We start from the raw sequence: 19,999 nt of genomic DNA, 5'->3' as shown, positions 1-19,999 counted from the left end.
CGAAGCCTTCTGCAATGCAAAAAGGCATGACTGACTTTCGATCCTAGCGGAAAGGCCTACAAAAAGGAAGCGGACACCCGCCCCCGTCAGCGCGCCGCCGAACGCCCGACAGACGGCGCGTCCAGGCCTTCCGGCGGCCGGCTGCCGCACGCGGCAAGCCCCTCTTGCGCGGCTTTGACGCACGGCTGCCTACGGGCGAAAACGGAGTGGTCCGCGCGCGCCGCGATGATACGATGGCCCCCACTCTCACCTTCGCCGGGCTCCCGACGCCTGGCCGTCCATGATGTCCGCCAACCGTTTCGACACGCTTGCGCTGCATGCGGGCGCCGCGCCCGATCCCGCAACGGGCGCGCGCGCCACGCCCATCTATCAGACCACGTCGTTCTCGTTCCGTGATTCCGACCATGCCGCCGCGCTTTTCAACATGGAGCGCGCGGGCCACGTCTACTCGCGCATCTCGAACCCGACCGTCGCCGTGTTCGAGGAGCGCGTCGCCGCGCTCGAAAACGGCGCCGGCGCGATCGGCACAGCAAGCGGCCAGGCCGCGCTGCACCTCGCGATCGCGACGTTGATGGGCGCAGGCTCGCATATCGTCGCGTCGGGCGCGCTGTACGGCGGCTCGCACAACCTGCTCAACTACACGCTGCGCCGCTTCGGCATCGAAACGACCTTCGTGAAGCCCGGCGACATCGACGCATGGCGCGCCGCGCTGCGCCCGAACACGAAGCTGCTGTTCGGCGAGACACTCGGCAACCCGGGCCTCGACGTGCTCGATATCGCGACGATCGCGCAGATCGCGCACGAGCATCGCGTGCCGCTGCTCGTCGATTCGACATTCACGACGCCATATCTGCTCAAGCCCTTCGACCATGGTGCCGACTTCGTCTACCACTCGGCGACCAAGTTTCTGGGCGGCCACGGCACGACGATCGGCGGCGTGCTGGTCGACGGCGGCACGTTCGACTTCGAGGCCTCCGGGCGCTTCCCGGAATTCACCGAGCCGTACGAGGGCTTTCACGGCATGGTGTTCGCCGAGGAAAGCACTGTCGCGCCGTTCCTGCTGCGGGCCCGCCGCGAAGGGCTGCGCGACTTCGGCGCGTGCCTGCATCCGCAAGCCGCGTGGCAACTGCTTCAGGGCATCGAAACGCTGCCCCTGCGCATGGAGCGGCACGTCTCAAATACGCGCAAGATCGTCGAATTCCTTGCCGCGCACCCCGCCGTCGCATCCGTCGCCTATCCGGAGCTGCCGACGCACCCGGATCACGCACTCGCCCAGCGCCTGCTACCGCGCGGCGCGGGCGCCGTGTTCAGCTTCGACCTGCGCGGCGACCGCGCCGCCGGCCGCGCGTTCATCGAGGCGCTGTCGCTGTTCTCGCATCTGGCAAATGTCGGCGACGCACGCTCGCTCGTCATTCACCCCGCATCGACAACGCATTTCCGCATGGACGCCGCCGCGCTTGCAGCGGCGGGCATCGCGGAAGGCACGATACGTCTGTCGATCGGCCTTGAAGATCCCGACGATCTGATCGACGACCTCAAGCGCGCGCTGAAGGCCGCGCAGAAGTCCGCGGGCGGCGCGGCCAAACCATCCACGACGCCCCCTGCCACGCCCACCGATAGCGCGCGCAAGGAGTCCGCATGATCGTCGACGTCAACGGCAAACGGGCCTATGCCTACACGGGCGGCAAGCCATTCGACGCCGCCCTGCCCACCGCCGTCTTCATCCACGGCGCCCAGCACGATCACAGCGTCTGGGCGCTGCAGACGCGCTATTTCGCGCACCACGGTTTCGGCGTGCTGGCCGTCGATCTGCCCGGCCACCACCGCAGCGCCGGCCCCGCGCTCGCGAGTATCGGCGCGATCGCCGACTGGCTCGCCGCACTGCTCGACGCGCTGGGCGTGGCGCGCGCGTTCGTCGCCGGGCACAGCATGGGCTCGCTCGTCGCGCTCGATTTCGCGGCCCGCTATCCGTCACGCGCGACGCATCTCGCGCTCGTCGCGACAGCCGTGCCGATGGCTGTCTCCGATGTGCTGCTCGACGCGGCCCGCGAGCGCGAGCCCGAAGCGATCGCGATGGTCAACCAGTGGTCGCATTCGACCATTGCCGCCAAGCCGTCCTGCCCCGCCCCCGGCTTCTGGCTCCTCGGCATGAACCAGCGGTTGATGGAACGCGTCTCGGCAACGGGCGAACCTCAGCTTTTTCACACCGACTTCGCCGCCTGCAACGGATACGCGGATGGCCTTGTCCGCGCTGCGCAAGTGGCATGCCCCGTGCGCCTGATCGTAGGCAAGCGCGACGCGATGACACCGCCGCGCGCGACCAGGGCGCTCGCCGACGCGCTGCGCGAAGCGAACGTGCCAGTCGATACGGTCGAGCTCGACGCCGGCCACGCGCTGATGTCGGAGCAGCCCGACGCGACGCTCGATGCGCTGTTTGCCTTCGCGACGACACGCGCTTCGAAACGCCCCGAGTCGTAATCCGAATCGCCACCCGACCGTCACCCGAACCGCCATCCGAACCGCCACCCGAATCGCCAGATTAACCGCCCCCGAAAGCGCGCACCATATGCCGAATGGCCAGGTTGCAGGCGTCTGGCGATCGCAGCACAATGAATCCATGCCTGCGCAGTTCTGGTGTCGCGATATCGCGAGAGGCAGCACAGGCGGGCAATGGAGGCGATCATGGGCCATCAGACAACGCACGACGAGCACTTCGCCAACTTTGCGGAGTTCTATCCGTACTATCTGACCGAGCATCGCAATACGATGTCGCGGCGTCTGCATTTCATCGGCTCGCTGGGTGTGATCGGCTGCGTCGCAATGGCGCTCGCGACGGGCGACTGGCTATGGCTGCCGGCAGCCGTCGTGTGCGGGTATGGGTTGGCGTGGGTCGGCCACTTCTTCTTCGAGAAGAACAGGCCGGCAACGTTCAGGCACCCGGTCTATAGCCTGATGGGCGACTGGGTGATGTTCAAGGACATCTGCACGGGGCGCATTTCGCTTTAGCGCCGCCACGAAGCCGAACGGGGCATGCACAACCGAGAACGCGCGCGCCCCGTCCGCTGTCACGCGGCCTGCTGAGGCATCGCGGCCGCTCCGCCCACGCCTGTCTGATCCTGCCGCGCTGCGCCGCGCGAGGCCGCGCGGGCCGCCAGCAACGCCGCGAGGCTCACCCTGAGCCCGTCGTTATCGAGTGCGGCAAGCAGCGTCGCGCTATCGACGTGCGTCGAATCGAGCTTCAGTTGATAAGCGAGTTCGTCGCGGTCGATCACGAACAGGTTGTACAGTCGCTCGACGGTGATCTGATTCGGGTTCGCAACCAGCAGGAAGCGCGGGCGCTGGCCGTTTTCATCGAGCTGCACGATCCAGTCGATCGCTTCGAGCTGCTGCAACAGGCGCACGGTCGTGTCCATGTCGCGGCGCAATGCACGTGCGAGCTCCGGCACGGTATAGCCGTGCGTGCCCGCTTCGCGCGCTTCGACAAGGCGCGCCAGCAGTTCGAGCGAGTCGAGCAGATCGCTGCCTGGAAAGTCGGGGCGATGGAATTGCCCGGTGCGTATCGCGGGCAGCGCCGACGCGATCATCGCGCCTGCCAGCGTGATGAACCAGCTCAGGTACATCCACAGCAGAAAGAGCGGCACGACGGCGAAGGCGCCGTACACGGCCGTGTACGTGGGAATGCGCCGGATGTAGAAGCCGAAGCCGCGCTTGGCGAGCTCGAACGCGATCGCGGCCGTCACGCCGCCGACGATCGCGTCGCGCCACTCCACGCGGCAGTTCGGCACGAACACGTACAGCAGCGTGAACGCAAGCACCGTCAACGGCAGAGCCGCGCCCGCCAGCGCCCATTCGATCAGCGGCGTGATGCGCTGCGCGGCGGAGAAACTCATCGACTGCGTGAACAGATACGACGAGATCGACAGGCTCACGCCGATCAGAATAGGCCCGAGCGTCAGGATCGACCAGTAGACGAGCACGCGCTGCGCGAAAGGTCGCGCCTTGCGCACGCGCCAGATCACGTTGAACGCCGACTCGACCGTCATCATCGTCATCACGGACGTGACGAACAGCACGATCATGCCGACCGTCGTCAGCCCCTTCGCCTTTGAGGCGAACTGGTTCAGGTATTTGAAGATCTGGTTGTTGAACTGGTCGGGCATCAGGTGGTCGGCGAGGAACTGCTGCAGCGACACCTGAAACTGCGCGAAGATCGGGAACGCGGTGAAAAGCGCGAACGCGACGGTCGCAAGCGGCACCAGCGACAGCATCGTCGTGAACGTGAGACTGCCCGCCACCTGCGGAATGCGATCCTCGCCGCTGCGCTTCGCGGCGAACTCCGCGAGACGCTTGAGCGTGTCGAGATCGAGACCCAACCTGGACAACAAACCGACCTCCTCCGACATCAATGCACGCGCCAGCGTGAACATGGCCTGTGAGCCGAAACACCCGCCGGGCCGTCCAGGATCGCCACAGGCGAACAACCCGAAAGCGGTCCGCAAGCAAGACCCCCACAGACATACTCACGGCACCGCCGGCGAACCCACCCCTATAATACCCGTTCACTGCAAACGGCCTATGAAAGACATCCTCGTGCTTTACTACAGCCGGCACGGCGCCACGCGCGAACTCGCGCTGGCGATCGCGCACGGCGTCGACGGCGTTCCCGGCATGCAGGCGCGCGTGCGCACGGTGCCACCCGTCTCGACGGTCTGCGAAGCCACGCAGCCCGACATTCCCGACGAAGGGCCGCCCTACGCGGAGCTGCGCGATCTCGAAGAATGCGCGGGGCTCGCGCTCGGCTCGCCGACCCGCTTCGGCAACATGGCCGCGCCGCTCAAATACTTCCTCGACGGCACGACGCCGCAGTGGCTTTCGGGCGCGCTCGCGGGCAAGCCCGCCTGCGTGTTCACGTCGACGGGCAGCCTGCACGGCGGCCAGGAAACGACGCTGCTGTCGATGATGCTGCCGCTTTTGCATCACGGCATGCTGATCGTCGGCATTCCGTACACCGAAAGCACGCTCACGACGACGCAGACGGGCGGCACGCCCTATGGCGCTTCGCATTTCGCGCGCGCGGACTCGGCGGGCCACGGCATCTCCGCCGACGAGAAGACGCTCGCCATCGCGCTTGGCGCGCGCATCGCGCGCACGGCGGCATCGATGAGCGAACGTCCATGAGCATGCCGCGCGGCGCAGCCGGAACACTCGTCGAGGGCAATCGCGTTGCCGCATCGGGCGCGGCGCTTGCGCTGATCGCGTTGATCGCGCTGTGCGCCGCATGGGAATGGTGGCTCGCGCCGTTGCGCGCGGGCGGCTCCCTGCTGGTGCTCAAGACCGTGCCGTTGCTGCTCGCGCTGCCGGGCGTAGTGCGCAAGCGGCTCTACACGTTGCAATGGGCGTCGATGCTGAGCTTGCTGTACCTGATGGAAGGCATCGTGCGCGGCATGTCCGATCGCGGCCCGAGCGCGACGCTCGGCTGGTGCGAAGCGTTCTGCGCCGTCGCGTTCTTCGGCTGTGCGCTCGCGTATGTCGCACCGTTCAAGCGCGCCGCGAAACGCCGCGCGCGCGCTGCGCGCGACCACGACACAGCAAACGGAACCGGGCGCGGCCCCGCATAAACCGTCCTGCGGCGCGCGGCCCCGGCCCGGCCCCAACGCACGTCGATCAACCTGAGCCGCATGAGACGACGCTCGCATCTACCGACCACGCCCAAGCCCGATACGCTTCACCCGTCCTGACCGACCAACCATGAATTCCGCTGCTCCATCGACCTTCATCGCCGCGTGCATCGACGCCATCGGCGCCGCGCATGTTCTCACCGATTCACACGACACCGCGCCGTATCTGACCGACTGGCGCCGCCGCTATACGGGCAGCGCGTGCGCGGTGCTGTGTCCCTCGACGGCTGACGAAGTCGCCGCGCTCGTGAAGCTCGCGAACCAGCACCGCGTCGCGATCGTGCCGCAAGGCGGCAACACCGGCCTCGTCGGCGGCGCGACACCCGATGCGAGCGGCGCGCAAGCAGTGCTGAGCCTCAAGCGCCTGAACCGCGTGCGCGACGTCGATCCGCACAACAACACGATCACCGTCGAAGCGGGCGTCGTGCTTGCCGATGTGCAGTCGCGCGCCGAAGCGGCGGGCCGCCTGTTCGCGCTGAGTCTCGCGGCGCAAGGCAGCTGCACGATAGGCGGCAATCTGTCGACGAACGCCGGGGGCACGGGCGTGCTGCGCTACGGCAACGCGCGCGAGCTATGTCTCGGGCTGGAGGTGGTGACGCCGCAGGGCGAGCTGTGGGACGGGCTGCGCGGACTACGCAAGGACAATACGGGCTACGATCTGCGCGATCTCTTTATCGGCGCGGAAGGCACGCTCGGCATCATCACGGCTGCCGTAATGAAGCTGCATCCCCAGCCGACCGCTCGCGTGACCGCCCTCGCCGCGCTGCCGTCGCCGCATGCCGCGCTGGATTTTCTGTCGCTCGCGCAACGTCACGCCGGGCCGCTTCTGACCGGCTTCGAGCTGATGTCGGATTTCTGCCTGCGGCTCGTGGGCAAGCACTTTGCGCAAATGCGCTACCCGTTCGCGCAAGCGCATGCTCAGATCGTGCTGCTCGAACTGTCGGACAGCGAAAGCGAAGAGCACGCACGCGCCCTCTTCGAGCGTCTGATGGAAACCGCGCTCGAGGCCGGTCTCGTCGAGGACGCCGTGGTCGCGGAAAATCTCGCGCAGTCGGCGGCCTTCTGGAATTTGCGCGAGCACATTCCACTCGCGCAGGCCGAGGAAGGGCTCAACATCAAGCACGATATCGCGGTGCCGATCTCGCGCATCGGCCATTTCATCGAGGAAACGGATGCCGCGATTGCGCAGGCCGCGCCTGGCGCGCGCATGGTGACGTTCGGCCATCTCGGCGACGGCAATCTGCATTACAACGTGCAGGCGCCGGAAGGCGTCGATGCGAGACAGTTTCTCGCCGAATATCAGAGCACGATGAATCAGATCGTCTACGACAGCGTGCATCGGCATCGCGGCAGCATCAGCGCGGAACACGGACTCGGTCAGTTAAAAATCGACGAGGCCGCGCATTACAAGCAGGATGTCGAAGTACGTCTGATGAAGACGTTGAAAGCCGCATTCGACCCGCTGAATCTGATGAACCCCGGCAAGGTGCTACGCTAACAGCAACGGCATTCACGAGAGACGTCCATGAAAATCCGCGTGCTGTCCGATCTGCATCTCGAATGCGACGCGCCCGAACTGATTCCACATGCGCACGCCGATCTCGTCGTACTGGCGGGCGACATCCACAACCACGCCGAGGGCTTGCGCTGGGCGGCTGAAACATTCGACGGCGCAGTGCCCGTCATCTATGTGCCGGGCAATCACGAGTACTACGACGGCGAGTTCGGCGCGCTCGAAGCGGCGATGCGCGACGCCGCCGCCAGCGTCGACAACGTGCACTTTCTCAACAACGCGACGCTTGCCGACCCGCAGGGCGGCTGGCGCGTACTCGGCACGACGCTGTGGACCGACTTCGAACTGTATGGCGCGGACGACGATTCGCGCGCCGCGTCGATCGCAGCGGCCGAACGCGTGATGCTCGACTATCGCGGATTGATCCAGGTGACGTGGACCGCGGGCAACGACGAACGCGATCAGGACGGCGTGAGCGCGCTGCCCGACAACACGCCGCGCAATCTGACGCCCGCCGATACGATCGCGCTTCACCAGCATGCGCGCGCGTGGCTCGAAGCTGAGCTGAAGCAGCCTTTCGCGGGCAAAACGATCGTCGTCACGCATCACGCGCCGCATCGGCGCAGCCTCGCGGAGCGTTATGCGGAAGATCTCGTGTCAGCGGGTTTCGTCAATCACCTGCCGACGCTCGTGCACGCGCCTGTCGCGCTGTGGGTGCACGGGCACACGCACACGGCATTCGATTACGTGGAGAACAGTACGCGCGTGGTCTGCAATCCGCGCGGCTACATCGACCGCCGCACGCGACGGCTCGAGAACGAAGCGTTTGCGTGGGATAAGGTCGTAGAGATCTGAGGCGCGCCCACTACGCGCCCTTTTAGAGACGATCAGTACCGGGACGATCAAAATCCGCTGATGTCACGCGGGCGACGCGCACGCCGCTCGATGCGCACGGGCACGAGCCGTTGCTGCGGCCGCAAGCGGCGCAGCAGATCGCGCGACGCCGCAATTCCAATCAATCCGAACATGATGGCGACGCCGATCATCAACAGTTGCGTGTCCATGTTTCCCTCTTCGATTCAGATGTGCAAACGCGCCGGACATCGTCGGCTGCGGCCCTTGACTACACGTTAGCAAACGCGGTGCCGTGAGGAAGTAAGGAAGTGTTGCGGTGCGGCGCAACGATGTAACAGTCCGTCAAAAGGCTGTCCGAAGCATATTGCGCCTGCCTCGCGTATTTTCAATGCGTCGTGTCAAGTACGCGCGAATTGGCGCAGTTCGGCCTGATCGGCGGCAAGCGTCGCGGGCAGCACGTCGCGCAAAAACTCGACCCAGGTGCGAATCTTCGCGTCCAGATATTGCCGCGACGGGTATAGCGCGTACACGTTCATCTCCTGCGAGATGTACTCGGGCAGAATCCACACGAGCCCGCCGCTGCGCAGGCCCGCAATCGCCGAATAGATCGGCATCACCGCGACGCCCATCCCTTCGCGCACGGCCACGGCCATCGCTTCCGCCACGTTCACCTGGAACGTCGATGCGCCCAGATGCAGCGTCTCCTGGCCGTTCGGGCCATCGAAGGTCCATTCGTCGGCGGGCATGACGGGCGTGATCATCTGCAGGCAGGTATGGCCGCGCAGATCGGACAGCGCCTGCGGCACGCCGTTGCGCTCCAGATAGTCCGGCGACGCGACGGCAATGCTGAACGTGCTGCCGAGGCGTTGCGACACCAGACCCGAATCCGGCAGGCTTTGCGCGAGCACGACCGCGACGTCGTAGCCTTCGTCGAGCAGATCGGGCATGCGCTGCGCGAGCGTCAGTTCGACATGGACGTCGGGATAGCGCTGCTGATAGCGTCCCACGGCGGGCACGATGCAGTGCTGGCCGAAGCTCGTCATGCCGTGCACTTTCAGCTTGCCGGAGGGGCGAGCATGCGCGTCGCTCGCTTCGGCCTCCGCCTGGTCGACATAGGCGAGAATCTGCTCGCACCGTTGCAGATAGCGCTCGCCCGCCTCCGTGAGCGCGATGCGGCGCGTCGTGCGATTCAGCAGACGCGTGCGCAGATGCGCTTCCAGATCGGAGACGGCACGCGATGCGTATGCCGTCGTCGTATTGAGGTGCTGCGCGGCACCCGTGAAACTGCCCGCTTCGACGACGCGGACAAATACGCGCATGTTCTGAAGCGTATCCATATATGACACCCATCCTTCTGACCGGAAGGATTGTTGCACGATTTGGAAAGACGATTATCTCATTCTCCGTAAGTATCCGTTACACCCTTGCCGGTTATTCCGCTAATAATCGAAAAATATAATGACGGACAAGGTTCTATAGCCATTCAGGGAGCAAATCGTGCAGTTTCCGGTAAAGAAAGGGATCGCCGCGCTGTCGGTTCTTACGATCTCGTTGATAATCGCCGGCTGTGCAAGTACCGGGCACATCGCTCCCGAATCGACTGGCACCGATCCCGCCACGCTTGACGTCGGCGCCGCGATCCGCGCGGCCGATACCGACGCTCAATGGCCCGCCGCCGACTGGTGGCGCGCCTATAACGATCCGCAGCTGAACGCCTGGATCGAGCAGGCTCGGGCCGACAGTCCGTCGCTCGCCGCCGCGCAGGCCCGCGTGCGCGAGGCGCAGTCGATGGCGGGCGTCGCGAAGTCGGCGCTCCTGCCGCAGGTCAACGGCAGCATGCAGATCCAGCGCAAGCAATGGCCGGACAATGTTTTTTACGGCCCGGGGCCGCTCGCGGGACAGCAGACGTGGAACAACACGGCTGAGCTCGGCCTGTCCTATCACCTCGACCTGTGGGGCAAGGACAGAAACGCGGCCGAAGCGGCGCTCGACGTCGCCCACGCCCGCTCCGCCGACTATCGCGCGGCGCAGCTCGAACTCGAGTCGAACATCGTGCGCGCCTATATCGGGATGTCGCTGAACTACGCGCTGCTCGATATCGCGAAATCGACGCTCGAGCAGCAGGAGCAGGTCGCGGCGCTCGCAAACCGGCGGCTGAAAGGCGGCATCGGCACGCAGCTCGAAGTCGCGCAGGCGGAAGCGCCGTTGCCGGAATACGAACGACAGATCGACGCAATCGAGGAATCGATCGCACTCGGGCGCAACCAGCTCGCCGCGCTCGCCGGCAAAGGGCCGGGCGCCGGCGACGCGATCACGCGTCCGCAGTTGTCGCTGTCGGCCTTCGCCGGCCTGCCGTCGAAGCTGCCCGCCGAGCTGATCGGCCATCGCCCGGACATCGTGGCCGCGCGCTGGACGGTCGCCGCGCAGGCGCGCGGCATCGACGTCGCGAAGGCCGACTTCTATCCGAACATCGATCTGCTCGCGTCCGTCGGCGGCTATGCGGCGATGGGACCGCTCTTCGGCTTCCTGAAGTCGCAGGCGGGCGGCTGGTCGGCGGGCCCCGCGCTGTCGCTCCCCATCTTCACGGGCGGACGTCTGCGCTCGCAGCTGGGCGCGGCATCGGCGGGCTACGACGTGGCCGTCGACCAGTACAACCAGACCATCGTCGACGCGCTGAAGGAAATCGCCGACGAGGTCGTGCGGATGCATTCGCTCGACACGCAGCTGAAGGACGCACAGCGTTCCGTCGCGACGGCGAGCAAGAGCTATCAGCTCGCGCGCGAGGGTTATCGCCGCGGCCTCACCGACTACGTGAACGTGCTGATCGCGCAGACGCAGTTGCTGCGCGCGCAGGAAGGCGTCGCGAAGGTGCAGGCCGAGCAGTTGTCCGCGCATGCGCAGCTCGTGACGGCGCTCGGCGGCGGGCTGACCGACCCCGCCGATGGTCCGTCGGAAAAGGACGTGCTGCCCGCGCACGGCAAGGGCAGCGTCAACGGTAATGTCACGAAGACGGGCGCAGCCGGCAGCAAGCTGGCCGCCTCGACGGCCGATGCCGGGGCCGCCGGCGCCGCTGCAAACGGCGCGCCGGCCGTGCAGTGACAGGGAAGCCGCCGATGTCCGCCAAGCCTTCCGCCTCCCGCCCGACGCAGACGCCGGGCGCGCTCTACGGCGCGTTCCTCGATTGGGCGCGCGCCGACGGCCGCGCATGGATCTATCTTTTCAAGGCGCTGGCCGCATGCTTTCTCGCGCTCGGCATTGCGATGAGACTCGACCTGCCGCAGCCGCGCACCGCGATGACGACCGTCTTCATCGTGATGCAGCCGCAAAGCGGCATGGTGTTCGCAAAGAGCTTCTACCGGATCTGCGGGACGCTGATCGGTCTCGTGGTGATGCTGGCGCTGACGGGTCTGTTCGCGCAGCAGCCGGAACTCTTCATCATCGCGACGGCGATCTGGGTCGGCATCTGCACGGCGGGCGCGGCGCGCAACCGCAACTTCCGCTCATACGGCTTCGTGCTCGCGGGCTACACGGCGGCGCTGATCGGCATTCCGGCTTCGCAGCATCCGGACGGCGCATTCCTGTCGGCGCTCACGCGCGTCGCGGAAGTCGTGGTCGGCATTGTCTGCGCGGGCGTGGTGAGCGCGCTCGTGCTGCCGCAGCACGCGGGCGAGCAAATGCGCAGCACGGTGCGCGCGCGCTTCTCGTCGTTCGTCGATTACGTGTGCGCGGCGTTATCGGGCAACGCCGATCGCGCGCGCATCGAGGACACCAACGCGAAGTTCGTCGCCGATATCGTCGGCTTCGAGGCGGTGCGCAGCGTCGCCGTGTTCGAGAGTCCCGATGCACGGATGCGCAACGGCCGCCTGTCGCGGCTGAACAGCGAATTCATGACGGTGTCGACGCGCTTTCACGCGCTGCATCAGCTGATGAATCGCCTGCGCGCGTCGGGCACGGCGGGCGCGACGGCCGCCGTCGATGCGCTCGAACCCTACTTCCGCGAAATCTCGCCGTTGCTGAGCAAGGCGGGCGAGCCGGTGCTGACGGCCGCCGACGCGTCGCACGCCGCCGCGCAGCTCGAAGCCTTCAAGGCGGAACTGCCAAAGCGCGTGCGCACGACGCGCGCGTCGCTCGAAAGCGCGGCGAACGTGCCGCTGCTCGACTTCGATACAGGCGCCGAACTGCTGTACTGCTTCGTCGATGATCTCCACGCGTACGCGGCGACCTACGCATCGCTCGCCGTCGCGACCCACGAGCGGGAGCGCTGGGTCGAGCGCTACGCGCCGAAGACGAACGGCATCGCGGCAGGCGTCGCGGGCCTGCGCGCGGCGATCGTGATGTCGATCCTCGGCGCGTTCTGGCTCGCCACCGCATGGCCGAGCGGCACGACGTTGACGCTGACCGCGGCGGCTGTCTGCGCGCTGGCGTCGTCGTCGCCGAATCCGACGCGCACCGCGTTCCAGATGGCGGGCGGCACGATGCTGTCGTCGCTGCTCGCGATGCTCCTGACGTTCGGCATCTACCCGCACATCGACGGCTTTGCGCTGCTCTGCGCGGCGCTCACGCCGTTCCTCGCGCTCGGCGTCTGGATGACGACGCGCCCGAAGCTGGCGGGCTACGGCGTCGGCTATTGCATCTTCTTCTGCTTTCTCGCGGGCCCGGACAACGTGATTCACTACGACCCGACGACCTTCATCAACGACGCGCTCGCGCTCGTGCTGTCGATGCTGGTAGTGTCGATCGCCTTCGCCGTGTTGCTGCCGCCGTCGACGCCGTGGCTGCGCAACCGGCTGCTCGGCGACCTGCGCGCCCAGGTGGTGCTCGCGTGCCGTGGGCGCGTCGGACGTCTGTGGCGTCTGCGCACGCGCTTCGAGAGCGGCGCGCGCGACCTGATGTACCAGATCAACGCGCTCGCCGCGAACGAGCCCGACGTGAAGCGCGACACGATGCGCTGGATGTTCGCGGTGCTGGAGATCGGCAATGCCGTGATCGACCTGCGCAGCGAAGTCGCGACGCTGCCGCACGACGCGCGCCATGCGCCGTCGATGCCGTGGCGAGTGAGCCTGCGCGCGACCTGCGATGCCGTGAGCCGGCTGTTCGCCCGCCCGCGCGCCGGGCGCCTCGACGAAGCGCTGGCGGCAACGGCCGGTGCGATCGGCGCCGTCCAGCAGACGCTCGCGGCCTTCACGCCGCCGCGCGATGAGCGTCATCAGTTGCAACGCATTTTGAGTCATCTGCATTTCATCCGCAGCGCGCTGCTCGATCCGCAATCGCCGCTGGGGCAGCCCGGCGCCGAAGGCGGCACGCGCGGCGACGCGCCACAAGGAGTTCGCCATGCCACGTGAGATTGCCGTCCTCGACGCCTACGTGCCCGCCATCGTGTTGCTGTTCGTTGCGGGCGCCGCGATCACGTGGGTGCTGGATCGCGCGATTGCCTGGACGGGCCTGTACCGCGTCGTATGGCACCCGTCCCTGTTCCGCGCGAGTCTGCTCGTGTGTGTGTGCGGCGTATTGGGTCTCGCCGTTTATCGTTGATCAGAGTCGAATCATGACAATCAGAAACATCATTGGATTTATCGCGACGGCCATCGTGTTCGTCGTCGCGATCCTGATAGGGCGCGCGCTGTGGGTGCACTACATGGACGAGCCCTGGACCCGCGACGGCCGGGTGCGCGCCGAGGTCGTGAACATCGCGCCGGACGTGTCGGGCGCCGTGGTCGAGCTGCCCGTGCGCGACAACCAGTTCGTCCACAAGGGCGAACTGCTGATGCAGATCGATCCGTCGCACTATCAGATTGCCGTCGAGCAGGCGCAGGCCGCCGTCGCCGCGCGCAAGGCCGAATTGCAGATGCGGCGCGACGACGCGGCACGCCGCGCGGACCTCGACAACCTCGTGGTGTCGAAGGAAAACCGCGAGAACGCCACGCATACGGCTTCCGCCGCCGAGGCGCAGTATCAGCAGGCGCTGGCCGCGCTCGATGCGGCGAAGCTCAATCTCGAACGCACACGGGTCGTGTCGCCCGTCGACGGCTATGTGACGAACCTGAACGTGTATGGCGGCGACTACGCGATCGCGGGCTCCGCGAAGCTTGCGATCGTCGATAGCCACTCGTTCTGGGTGTATGGGTATTTCGAAGAAACGAAGCTGCCGCACGTGAAGGTCGGCGATAAGGCCGATATCCGGCTGATGAGCGGCGGCACGCTGAAGGGTCACGTCGAGAGCATCTCGCGCGGCATCTACGATCGCGACAATCCGCAAAGCCGCGAGCTGCTCGCCGATGTGAATCCGACTTTCAACTGGGTGCGGCTCGCGCAGCGCGTGCCTGTGCGGGTGAAGATCGATTCGGTGCCGGACGGCGTGCTGCTGTCGGCGGGGACGACCTGTACGGTGGTGGTGACGCCGTCGTCGTGAACTCGGGATACCTTCAGGGCTCGGCCATGAAGCCGTCGCGGAACGCCTCGAGATCGGCCTCAAGTTTGTCGGCGTAACCGTCGTCAAACGGAACGGCTGCTGCGCGCGCCAACAGGTCGCGCAGCAGCATCTGGTAAGTGCGGTCGCTTCCGAGCAGCGAGAGCAACTTTTCGCGCGTAGCCGGCAATGCCACGTTCCGTGCATCACGTCCAAGAAGCGCACATGACGCGGTCGAGTCGTCAAACCCGTATGCTTCCATCAGGTCGGCCGCGTCGGTCCACATTCGCTCGCCGTTGCCCGCCCACAGATAATTGCGCAGGATGAGCAACAGATCGGCAGCATCCTTGTTTTCCTGCTGACGGCGGTCTTTCCAGGCAATCAGTTTCAACAGCGTCAGCGCGGCAAGCGAGACAACGGGCACGACGACGTCGGCCTCGACCTCGACCTGAACCGCGGTATCGACGGCCTCCCTGAAGCCCAACACGGTAAGAATCCACGCCCCTTCCGGCGGCCAGGCGATCGAACCCTCCGGTGCTTCGATGTCCCCGAAAGGCACCAGATCGAGCGGGATGGTCCCGCTCGCATCGCCGCGCCCGAGCAATAGCCGGTGCGCAGCGCGATCGTCCCGCTGAAAACCTTCATTGCTCACCAGCTCCCCGATCAGCGCCTCGTACGATTCCCAACTGACGGCACACACGGCGACATCTACGTCTCGCGTCGCACGCCCGGCCTGAATGCCGTAGACATGCCAGAGAATCAAGTCGCGTGCCGTTGCGCCCGCCACAACGAACGGCGTGTCGAGGCGCTTCGCCACGTCGCAGACTCGCATGAGCAGCCCCAAAGTGTCGTCGTGAAGCGGACGTTCTTCGCTGACTCTAAGCATGGAGGTTTTCGAGGTAGCGCTCGTAGATGTCCTTCGCGACTGAAAGGTTTCGACTGTCTCCGGAAGCGATCAGATCAGCGTACACAAGCAGGGGATGCACGACGGGAAGCGACGCCGATGCGTCCCACCCGTATTCGGCGGGTTCACGCCAAAAGGATGCGAGAACCTCCACGTCGCCGTCGGGAGCTGGGCGCAGGCGCGCTTCCTTCAGAAAGTCTGCGCCCAGATTGTGCTGCGCGTAAATCGTCACACGCGCCGCCTTGAGTTCCTGGGTAACGAGATCCGCTGCGGCCTCACCCGCCAGCCGCGCATCAAATTTCAGAAAATCGAACGAGCGCCACCAGTCTGGCGTCGTGCTCGTGTATCTCGACATTGCGAGCCTGGGCCGCAGCCGCGCCGGGTAGAGACTTACCCATTCGTCGACATACTTGCGCCAATCCGGGAATATCCGCTGACCGGTTCGACGCGTAGCAAGAAGTCCGCGGGACAGCAGATCGTCGATGACCTGATTGACGGTGCTCAAGGCTGCGCCGGAAACCTCCGCGATCTTGCGGTAGGGCTCACTGGCAAGACCCGGCTGCGTGGCCAGCGCGAACATGACTTGCAGACCCTTGCTGGTCGTCGAGCGTGTCGCCCGCGCGCCGATTGCCCAAACCAGTCGTGGGCGCCCGACGATCATGATCGTGGCCTCCCGCGCGCGGATAAACGCGTTACCCGCCGCATCGAGAAACGGAATGTCGGAATCGATCAGATGAGCAGCCAGTTCGGGGTCGACATAGGACGCGACCAGCATGACGGGACGGCCATCGACACGAGCGGACTTGAGACGGGATGACGCGAGAAGAATGTCGGGACGGCTGGCGCGAGATGCCACCTGCACGGGCATCACCAGCTTCTTGCCGTCGATGTCGAACTGGATGGCGCTATCGGCCTCAAGACCGAACCTGGAGGGTACAACTGGCTTTGCCCTGTAGATTCGCGTCGAAGACCGGAACGCGGCACAAGCTCCAGCCAAAAGCTGCTGCTCAGTGATCGACACGCCGTCGGGTCGAGATGTCATCCGGCACCTTTTGTACGATTTCTGAGTAGTGTACGAAAAAATCGTACAGAGTCAAGAAATCGTACAAGCGACATGCAACCTATTGAAATTAAACGAAACCGGACCCTATCGTACTATCTTCCGCCGCCGTACGAAAAAATCATACGGCAATGATTTTTCGTACACGGCTGTTCCACGTCACGCCCGCAGGGAAAATTTCGCCACGGCAGCCTTCAACGCCTGCGCCTGATCGTCCAGCGCCCGCGCGGCGGCCGTCGCCTGCTCGACGAGCGCGGCGTTCTGCTGCGTCCCCGCATCCATCTGCGACACAGCGAGATTGATCTCCTCGATCCCCGAGCTCTGCTCAGCGGACGCCGCCGAGATCTCTCCCATGATGTCCGTCACGCGTTTCACGGCCTTGACGACTTCGTCCATCGTCTGCCCGGCGTCCTGCGCGAGCTGCGAGCCGTTGCTCGCGCGCTCGACCGATGCGCTGATCAGCGACTTGATCTCCTTCGCGGCGGCCGCGCTGCGCTGCGCGAGATTGCGCACCTCGCCCGCCACCACCGAGAAACCGCGCCCTTCCTCGCCGGCGCGCGCCGCCTCGACAGCCGCGTTCAACGCGAGGATGTTCGTCTGGAACGCGATTCCTTCGATTACGCCGATGATGTCGCCGATGCTCTTCGCGCTGTCGTTGATCTCGCCCATCGTCGCGACGACGCGCCCGACCACGTCGCCGCCTTTCTCCGCAATCGACGACGCGTTGTCGGCGAGCGTGCGCGCCTGCTTCGCGTTGTCCGCGTTCTGGCGCACCGTCGAGGTCAGCTCCTCCATGCTGCTCGCCGTGCGTTCGAGCGCCATCGCCTGCTGCTCGGTGCGCTGCGACAGGTCGAGATTGCCCATCGAAATCTGCCCGGACGCCGACGCGATCGCCTCGGCGCTCGCCGCGATGTGAGCGACCGTCGACGACAAACCGTCCTGCATGTCGCGCAGCGCCGACAACATGCTCGCGCTGTCGCGCTTGCCGAGCACGATATCGTTCGACAGATCGCCCGCCGCGATGCGGCTCGCGATCTCCTTCGCGTACGCGGGCTCGCCGCCGAGCTGCCGCGCGAGCCGCCGCACGACCCACTCGCTGATCACAAACGCGAGCACGATCAGCGCGACCGTCATCACGGCCATCATCACGAACGACGACTGGTAGATGAACGCGGACGCATCGATCGTCGCCTTCGCGGCCGTGCCGCGCTGCGCGACGAGTTCATCGACGAGCTTTTCGAGCTTGCCCGTCTCGACCAGCAGCGACACGTCCTGGGTGCCGACCTGCCAGTTCATCTGCGACAAATCGAGCGGCTGCGCTTTCACGAGCGTCACGAAATCGCGCAGATGTCCGCTCCACAAGCCGATCGCGGCGGCGAACTTCTTCTGCTGCGCGGCGGCGTCGGCGGAATCGGCGTATTGCTGGAGCGTGTTGAGTTCCGCCGACAGACCCGTCAGCCCTTTGTCGATATCCGCACCGAGTTCGTCGCGTTCCTTCGCGGTCGTCGCCGTCAGCAGCATCTTCTGCGCGCGGCTTGCGCGCAACAGATAGCCCCGCGCTTCCTCGGCAGCACGGCTCGCGACGTGGCCCTGCTCATAGATCGAGCGCATCTGGCCATTGAGCCGGCTGATCTGCGCCAGCGAAAACACGCCGATTGCGAGCGTGCCGACCAGCAGCACGGCAAACGCAAAGCGCAAGGTCGTCTTCACCGACCAGCCGCGCTGCTTGCCGCGCGCGCCCCGCTTGCCCGAACGCACGGGCCCACCCGCCGCTTTCCCATCCGGTACGAAGCCCGCGCCCGGCTGGCCACCCAGCGAAACTGCTTTCATATTTCTCGTCCCCACTCTCAAACAACCGGAAAGGTCAGTCCCGGCATTCCTGCTTTTCTCTCCGGGATGACGGCATCGCCGGCGGCGTTCTTGAGGCCGTCCGTCCGGCAATTTCCCGGTCCTCGGCGCGCCGCCTCGTGGGCTGCGCGCCGCGTCCGCTTTATACAACGGCCAAAATTCGCCCGGCCGGTTTCCTCGCTTTGGATCCGGCACGCCGATCCGCCACCATCACGTCTCGAGCGCGACGCGCCGCAACGGTGCCTAGGGCGCACGCCCGCACAAAAAACAGGCAAATCCGATCGACCGCAGTGTCCGATTCGCGACAAAACTTGGCCGGACAATTGGCGCGAGACACCCTACACTTCATCAAACGCTAAAAACATCCGCCACCGTCGACGGGTAACCCCGATCCTCCGTGCTGGCATCCGAATCAATTTCTCCTGACCGACCTCATGGAAACCAGCCTCGACAAGGGAGGCGCCTTGGCTGGCGCCACCGTTTCAGCTTCCGCCGCAATCGCCCCCAAGGCGCAGGCGAAGACCGTGTATTCGATCCTCGGCGCGATCAGCTTCTCGCATCTGATGAACGACATGATCCAGTCGTTGATCCTTGCTATCTATCCGATGCTGAAGGCCAACTTCTCGCTGTCGTTCGGGCAGATCGGGCTGATCACGCTCACGTATCAGATCACGGCGTCGCTGCTGCAACCGCTCGTCGGCATCTACACCGACAAGCATCCGAAGCCCTACTCGCTGCCTGTCGGCATGGGCTTCACGCTGTCGGGACTGCTGCTGATGTCGGTCGCGCCGAACTTCGGCGTGCTGCTCGTGGCCGCGGCGCTGGTCGGCTGCGGATCATCGGTGTTCCATCCGGAGTCGTCGCGCGTCGCGCGCATGGCGTCGGGCGGCAAGCATGGTCTTGCGCAGTCGCTGTTCCAGGTGGGCGGCAACGCCGGCTCGTCGCTCGGGCCGCTGCTCGCCGCGCTAATCGTGATTCCGCACGGACAGCGCAGCATTGCGTGGTTCTCGGCGGCGGCGCTCGTCGGCATTCTGGTGCTCACGCATATCAGCCGCTGGTACAAGCAGCATCCCGCGACGAAGAAGGCGCGCGCCGGCCATATTCCGCACGCGACGCTCCCGCGCGGCAAGGTCGCGTTCGCGATGGGCGTCCTCGTGCTGCTGGTGTTCTCGAAGTATTTCTATCTGACGAGCATCAACAGCTACTTCACGTTCTATCTGATCGACAGGTTCCATCTGCCCGTTCAGGCTGCGCAGGTGCATCTGTTCGTGTTCCTCGCGGCCGTCGCGGCGGGCACGGTGATCGGCGGGCCGGTCGGCGACCGGATCGGCCGCAAGTACGTCATCTGGGTATCGATTCTCGGCGTCGCGCCGTTCACGCTGCTGCTGCCGTACGCGAATCTGTTCTGGACGGGCGTGTTGACGGTGATCATCGGTATCGTGCTGGCGTCGGCGTTCTCGGCGATTCTCGTCTATGCGCAGGAACTGATTCCGGGCAAGGTCGGCATGGTTGCCGGTTTGTTCTTCGGGTTTGCGTTTGGGCTTGGTGGGATCGGCGCTGCCGTGCTCGGGCAGCTTGCCGACGCGACCAGCATCGCTTATGTGTATAAGGTCTGTTCGTTCCTGCCGTTGCTGGGCGTTTTGACTGTGTTCCTGCCGGATGTGGAGAAGCACGCCTAGGCGTGAGGGTTGGTTTTTTGCCGTGCGGGGGCATTCGCGATGCGGTTTGCTTTGCC

18 protein-coding genes are annotated in these 19,999 nt (G+C 65.5%); 12 read left to right on the top strand and 6 right to left on the bottom strand.

Going from position 1 to position 19,999, the window contains the following annotated elements:
• Positions 1–283: 283 nt before the first annotated feature.
• The 3 genes from J8I87_RS33570 (at position 284) to J8I87_RS33560 (ending at position 3,006) form a co-directional block, all read left to right on the top strand.
• Positions 284–1,642 (top strand): O-acetylhomoserine aminocarboxypropyltransferase, encoded by a 1,359-nt coding sequence (locus tag J8I87_RS33570; RefSeq protein WP_209936574.1) that lies wholly within the window; start codon positions 284–286, stop codon positions 1,640–1,642.
• A complete protein-coding gene (locus J8I87_RS33565; protein WP_209936548.1) occupies positions 1,639–2,478 on the top strand; it encodes an alpha/beta fold hydrolase in 840 nt (279 codons plus the stop codon). Before J8I87_RS33570 ends, J8I87_RS33565 begins: the two co-directional genes overlap by 4 nt.
• 204 nt (positions 2,479–2,682) lie before the next feature.
• Positions 2,683–3,006, top strand: coding sequence for an Mpo1-like protein (locus J8I87_RS33560; RefSeq protein ID WP_209936547.1), 324 nt, complete (start codon positions 2,683–2,685; stop codon positions 3,004–3,006).
• Between the two features lie 59 nt (positions 3,007–3,065).
• Here J8I87_RS33560 and J8I87_RS33555 read toward each other — a convergent pair whose 3' ends face one another.
• Complete coding sequence (locus J8I87_RS33555) at positions 3,066–4,427, bottom strand: YihY family inner membrane protein (protein WP_245254355.1); 1,362 nt, start codon at positions 4,425–4,427, stop codon at positions 3,066–3,068.
• A 148-nt stretch (positions 4,428–4,575) separates the two neighbouring features.
• Between J8I87_RS33555 and wrbA the strand changes: the two genes are divergently transcribed.
• From wrbA to J8I87_RS33535, 4 genes are all read left to right on the top strand, one after another.
• A complete protein-coding gene (wrbA, locus tag J8I87_RS33550; protein ID WP_209936545.1) occupies positions 4,576–5,178 on the top strand; it encodes an NAD(P)H:quinone oxidoreductase in 603 nt (200 codons plus the stop codon).
• A complete protein-coding gene (locus J8I87_RS33545) occupies positions 5,175–5,618 on the top strand; it encodes a DUF2069 domain-containing protein (protein ID WP_409518859.1) in 444 nt (147 codons plus the stop codon). The genes wrbA and J8I87_RS33545 overlap by 4 nt, the downstream gene beginning before the upstream one ends.
• A 130-nt stretch (positions 5,619–5,748) precedes the next feature.
• Positions 5,749–7,176 (top strand): FAD-binding oxidoreductase, encoded by a 1,428-nt coding sequence (locus J8I87_RS33540; RefSeq protein ID WP_209936544.1) that lies wholly within the window; start codon positions 5,749–5,751, stop codon positions 7,174–7,176.
• A 27-nt stretch (positions 7,177–7,203) separates the two neighbouring features.
• A complete protein-coding gene (locus J8I87_RS33535) occupies positions 7,204–8,046 on the top strand; it encodes a metallophosphoesterase (protein WP_209936543.1) in 843 nt (280 codons plus the stop codon).
• A 47-nt stretch (positions 8,047–8,093) separates the two neighbouring features.
• On the opposite strand, the gene J8I87_RS33530 is transcribed toward J8I87_RS33535, so the two are convergent.
• Positions 8,094–8,255: a hypothetical protein gene (locus tag J8I87_RS33530; protein ID WP_209936542.1), complete on the bottom strand. Its 162-nt coding sequence runs from the start codon at positions 8,253–8,255 to the stop codon at positions 8,094–8,096.
• 189 nt (positions 8,256–8,444) lie between these two features.
• Entirely contained in the window at positions 8,445–9,383 is a 939-nt protein-coding gene (locus J8I87_RS33525) for a LysR family transcriptional regulator (protein ID WP_209936541.1), read from the bottom strand.
• 160 nt (positions 9,384–9,543) lie between these two features.
• Here J8I87_RS33525 and J8I87_RS33520 point away from each other — a divergent pair, with 160 nt between their 5' ends.
• The 4 genes from J8I87_RS33520 to J8I87_RS33505 are packed head-to-tail and all read left to right on the top strand — an operon-like array spanning position 9,544 to position 14,455.
• Positions 9,544–11,145 carry an efflux transporter outer membrane subunit gene (locus J8I87_RS33520; protein WP_209936540.1) on the top strand — a complete coding sequence of 534 codons (1,602 nt, stop codon included), beginning with the start codon at positions 9,544–9,546 and terminating at the stop codon, positions 11,143–11,145.
• Between the two features lie 14 nt (positions 11,146–11,159).
• On the top strand, positions 11,160–13,388 hold the full coding sequence (locus J8I87_RS33515; RefSeq protein WP_209936538.1) for an FUSC family protein: 2,229 nt from the start codon (positions 11,160–11,162) through the stop codon (positions 13,386–13,388).
• Complete coding sequence (locus J8I87_RS33510) at positions 13,378–13,578, top strand: DUF1656 domain-containing protein (protein WP_209936537.1); 201 nt, start codon at positions 13,378–13,380, stop codon at positions 13,576–13,578. The genes J8I87_RS33515 and J8I87_RS33510 overlap by 11 nt, the downstream gene beginning before the upstream one ends.
• Before the next feature lie 13 nt (positions 13,579–13,591).
• Entirely contained in the window at positions 13,592–14,455 is an 864-nt protein-coding gene (locus tag J8I87_RS33505; RefSeq protein WP_209936536.1) for an HlyD family secretion protein, read from the top strand.
• Between the two features lie 13 nt (positions 14,456–14,468).
• On the opposite strand, the gene J8I87_RS33500 is transcribed toward J8I87_RS33505, so the two are convergent.
• From J8I87_RS33500 to J8I87_RS33490, 3 genes are all read right to left on the bottom strand, one after another.
• Positions 14,469–15,269 (bottom strand): nucleotidyl transferase AbiEii/AbiGii toxin family protein, encoded by an 801-nt coding sequence (locus J8I87_RS33500; protein WP_209936534.1) that lies wholly within the window; start codon positions 15,267–15,269, stop codon positions 14,469–14,471.
• A 61-nt stretch (positions 15,270–15,330) separates the two neighbouring features.
• Entirely contained in the window at positions 15,331–16,398 is a 1,068-nt protein-coding gene (locus J8I87_RS33495; RefSeq protein ID WP_209936533.1) for a type IV toxin-antitoxin system AbiEi family antitoxin, read from the bottom strand.
• Between the two features lie 177 nt (positions 16,399–16,575).
• Positions 16,576–18,246: a methyl-accepting chemotaxis protein gene (locus J8I87_RS33490; protein WP_209936532.1), complete on the bottom strand. Its 1,671-nt coding sequence runs from the start codon at positions 18,244–18,246 to the stop codon at positions 16,576–16,578.
• A 452-nt stretch (positions 18,247–18,698) separates the two neighbouring features.
• Between J8I87_RS33490 and J8I87_RS33485 the strand changes: the two genes are divergently transcribed.
• Positions 18,699–19,943 (top strand): MFS transporter, encoded by a 1,245-nt coding sequence (locus tag J8I87_RS33485; protein WP_245254354.1) that lies wholly within the window; start codon positions 18,699–18,701, stop codon positions 19,941–19,943.
• The last annotated feature ends 56 nt before the right edge of the window (positions 19,944–19,999 follow it).

It is taken from the genome of Paraburkholderia sp. LEh10 (assembly GCF_017814945.1).
Classification (GTDB): domain Bacteria; phylum Pseudomonadota; class Gammaproteobacteria; order Burkholderiales; family Burkholderiaceae; genus Paraburkholderia.
The sequence above is the reverse complement of the archived record's forward strand: the minus strand, read 5'-3'. Positions and strand labels throughout refer to the sequence as shown.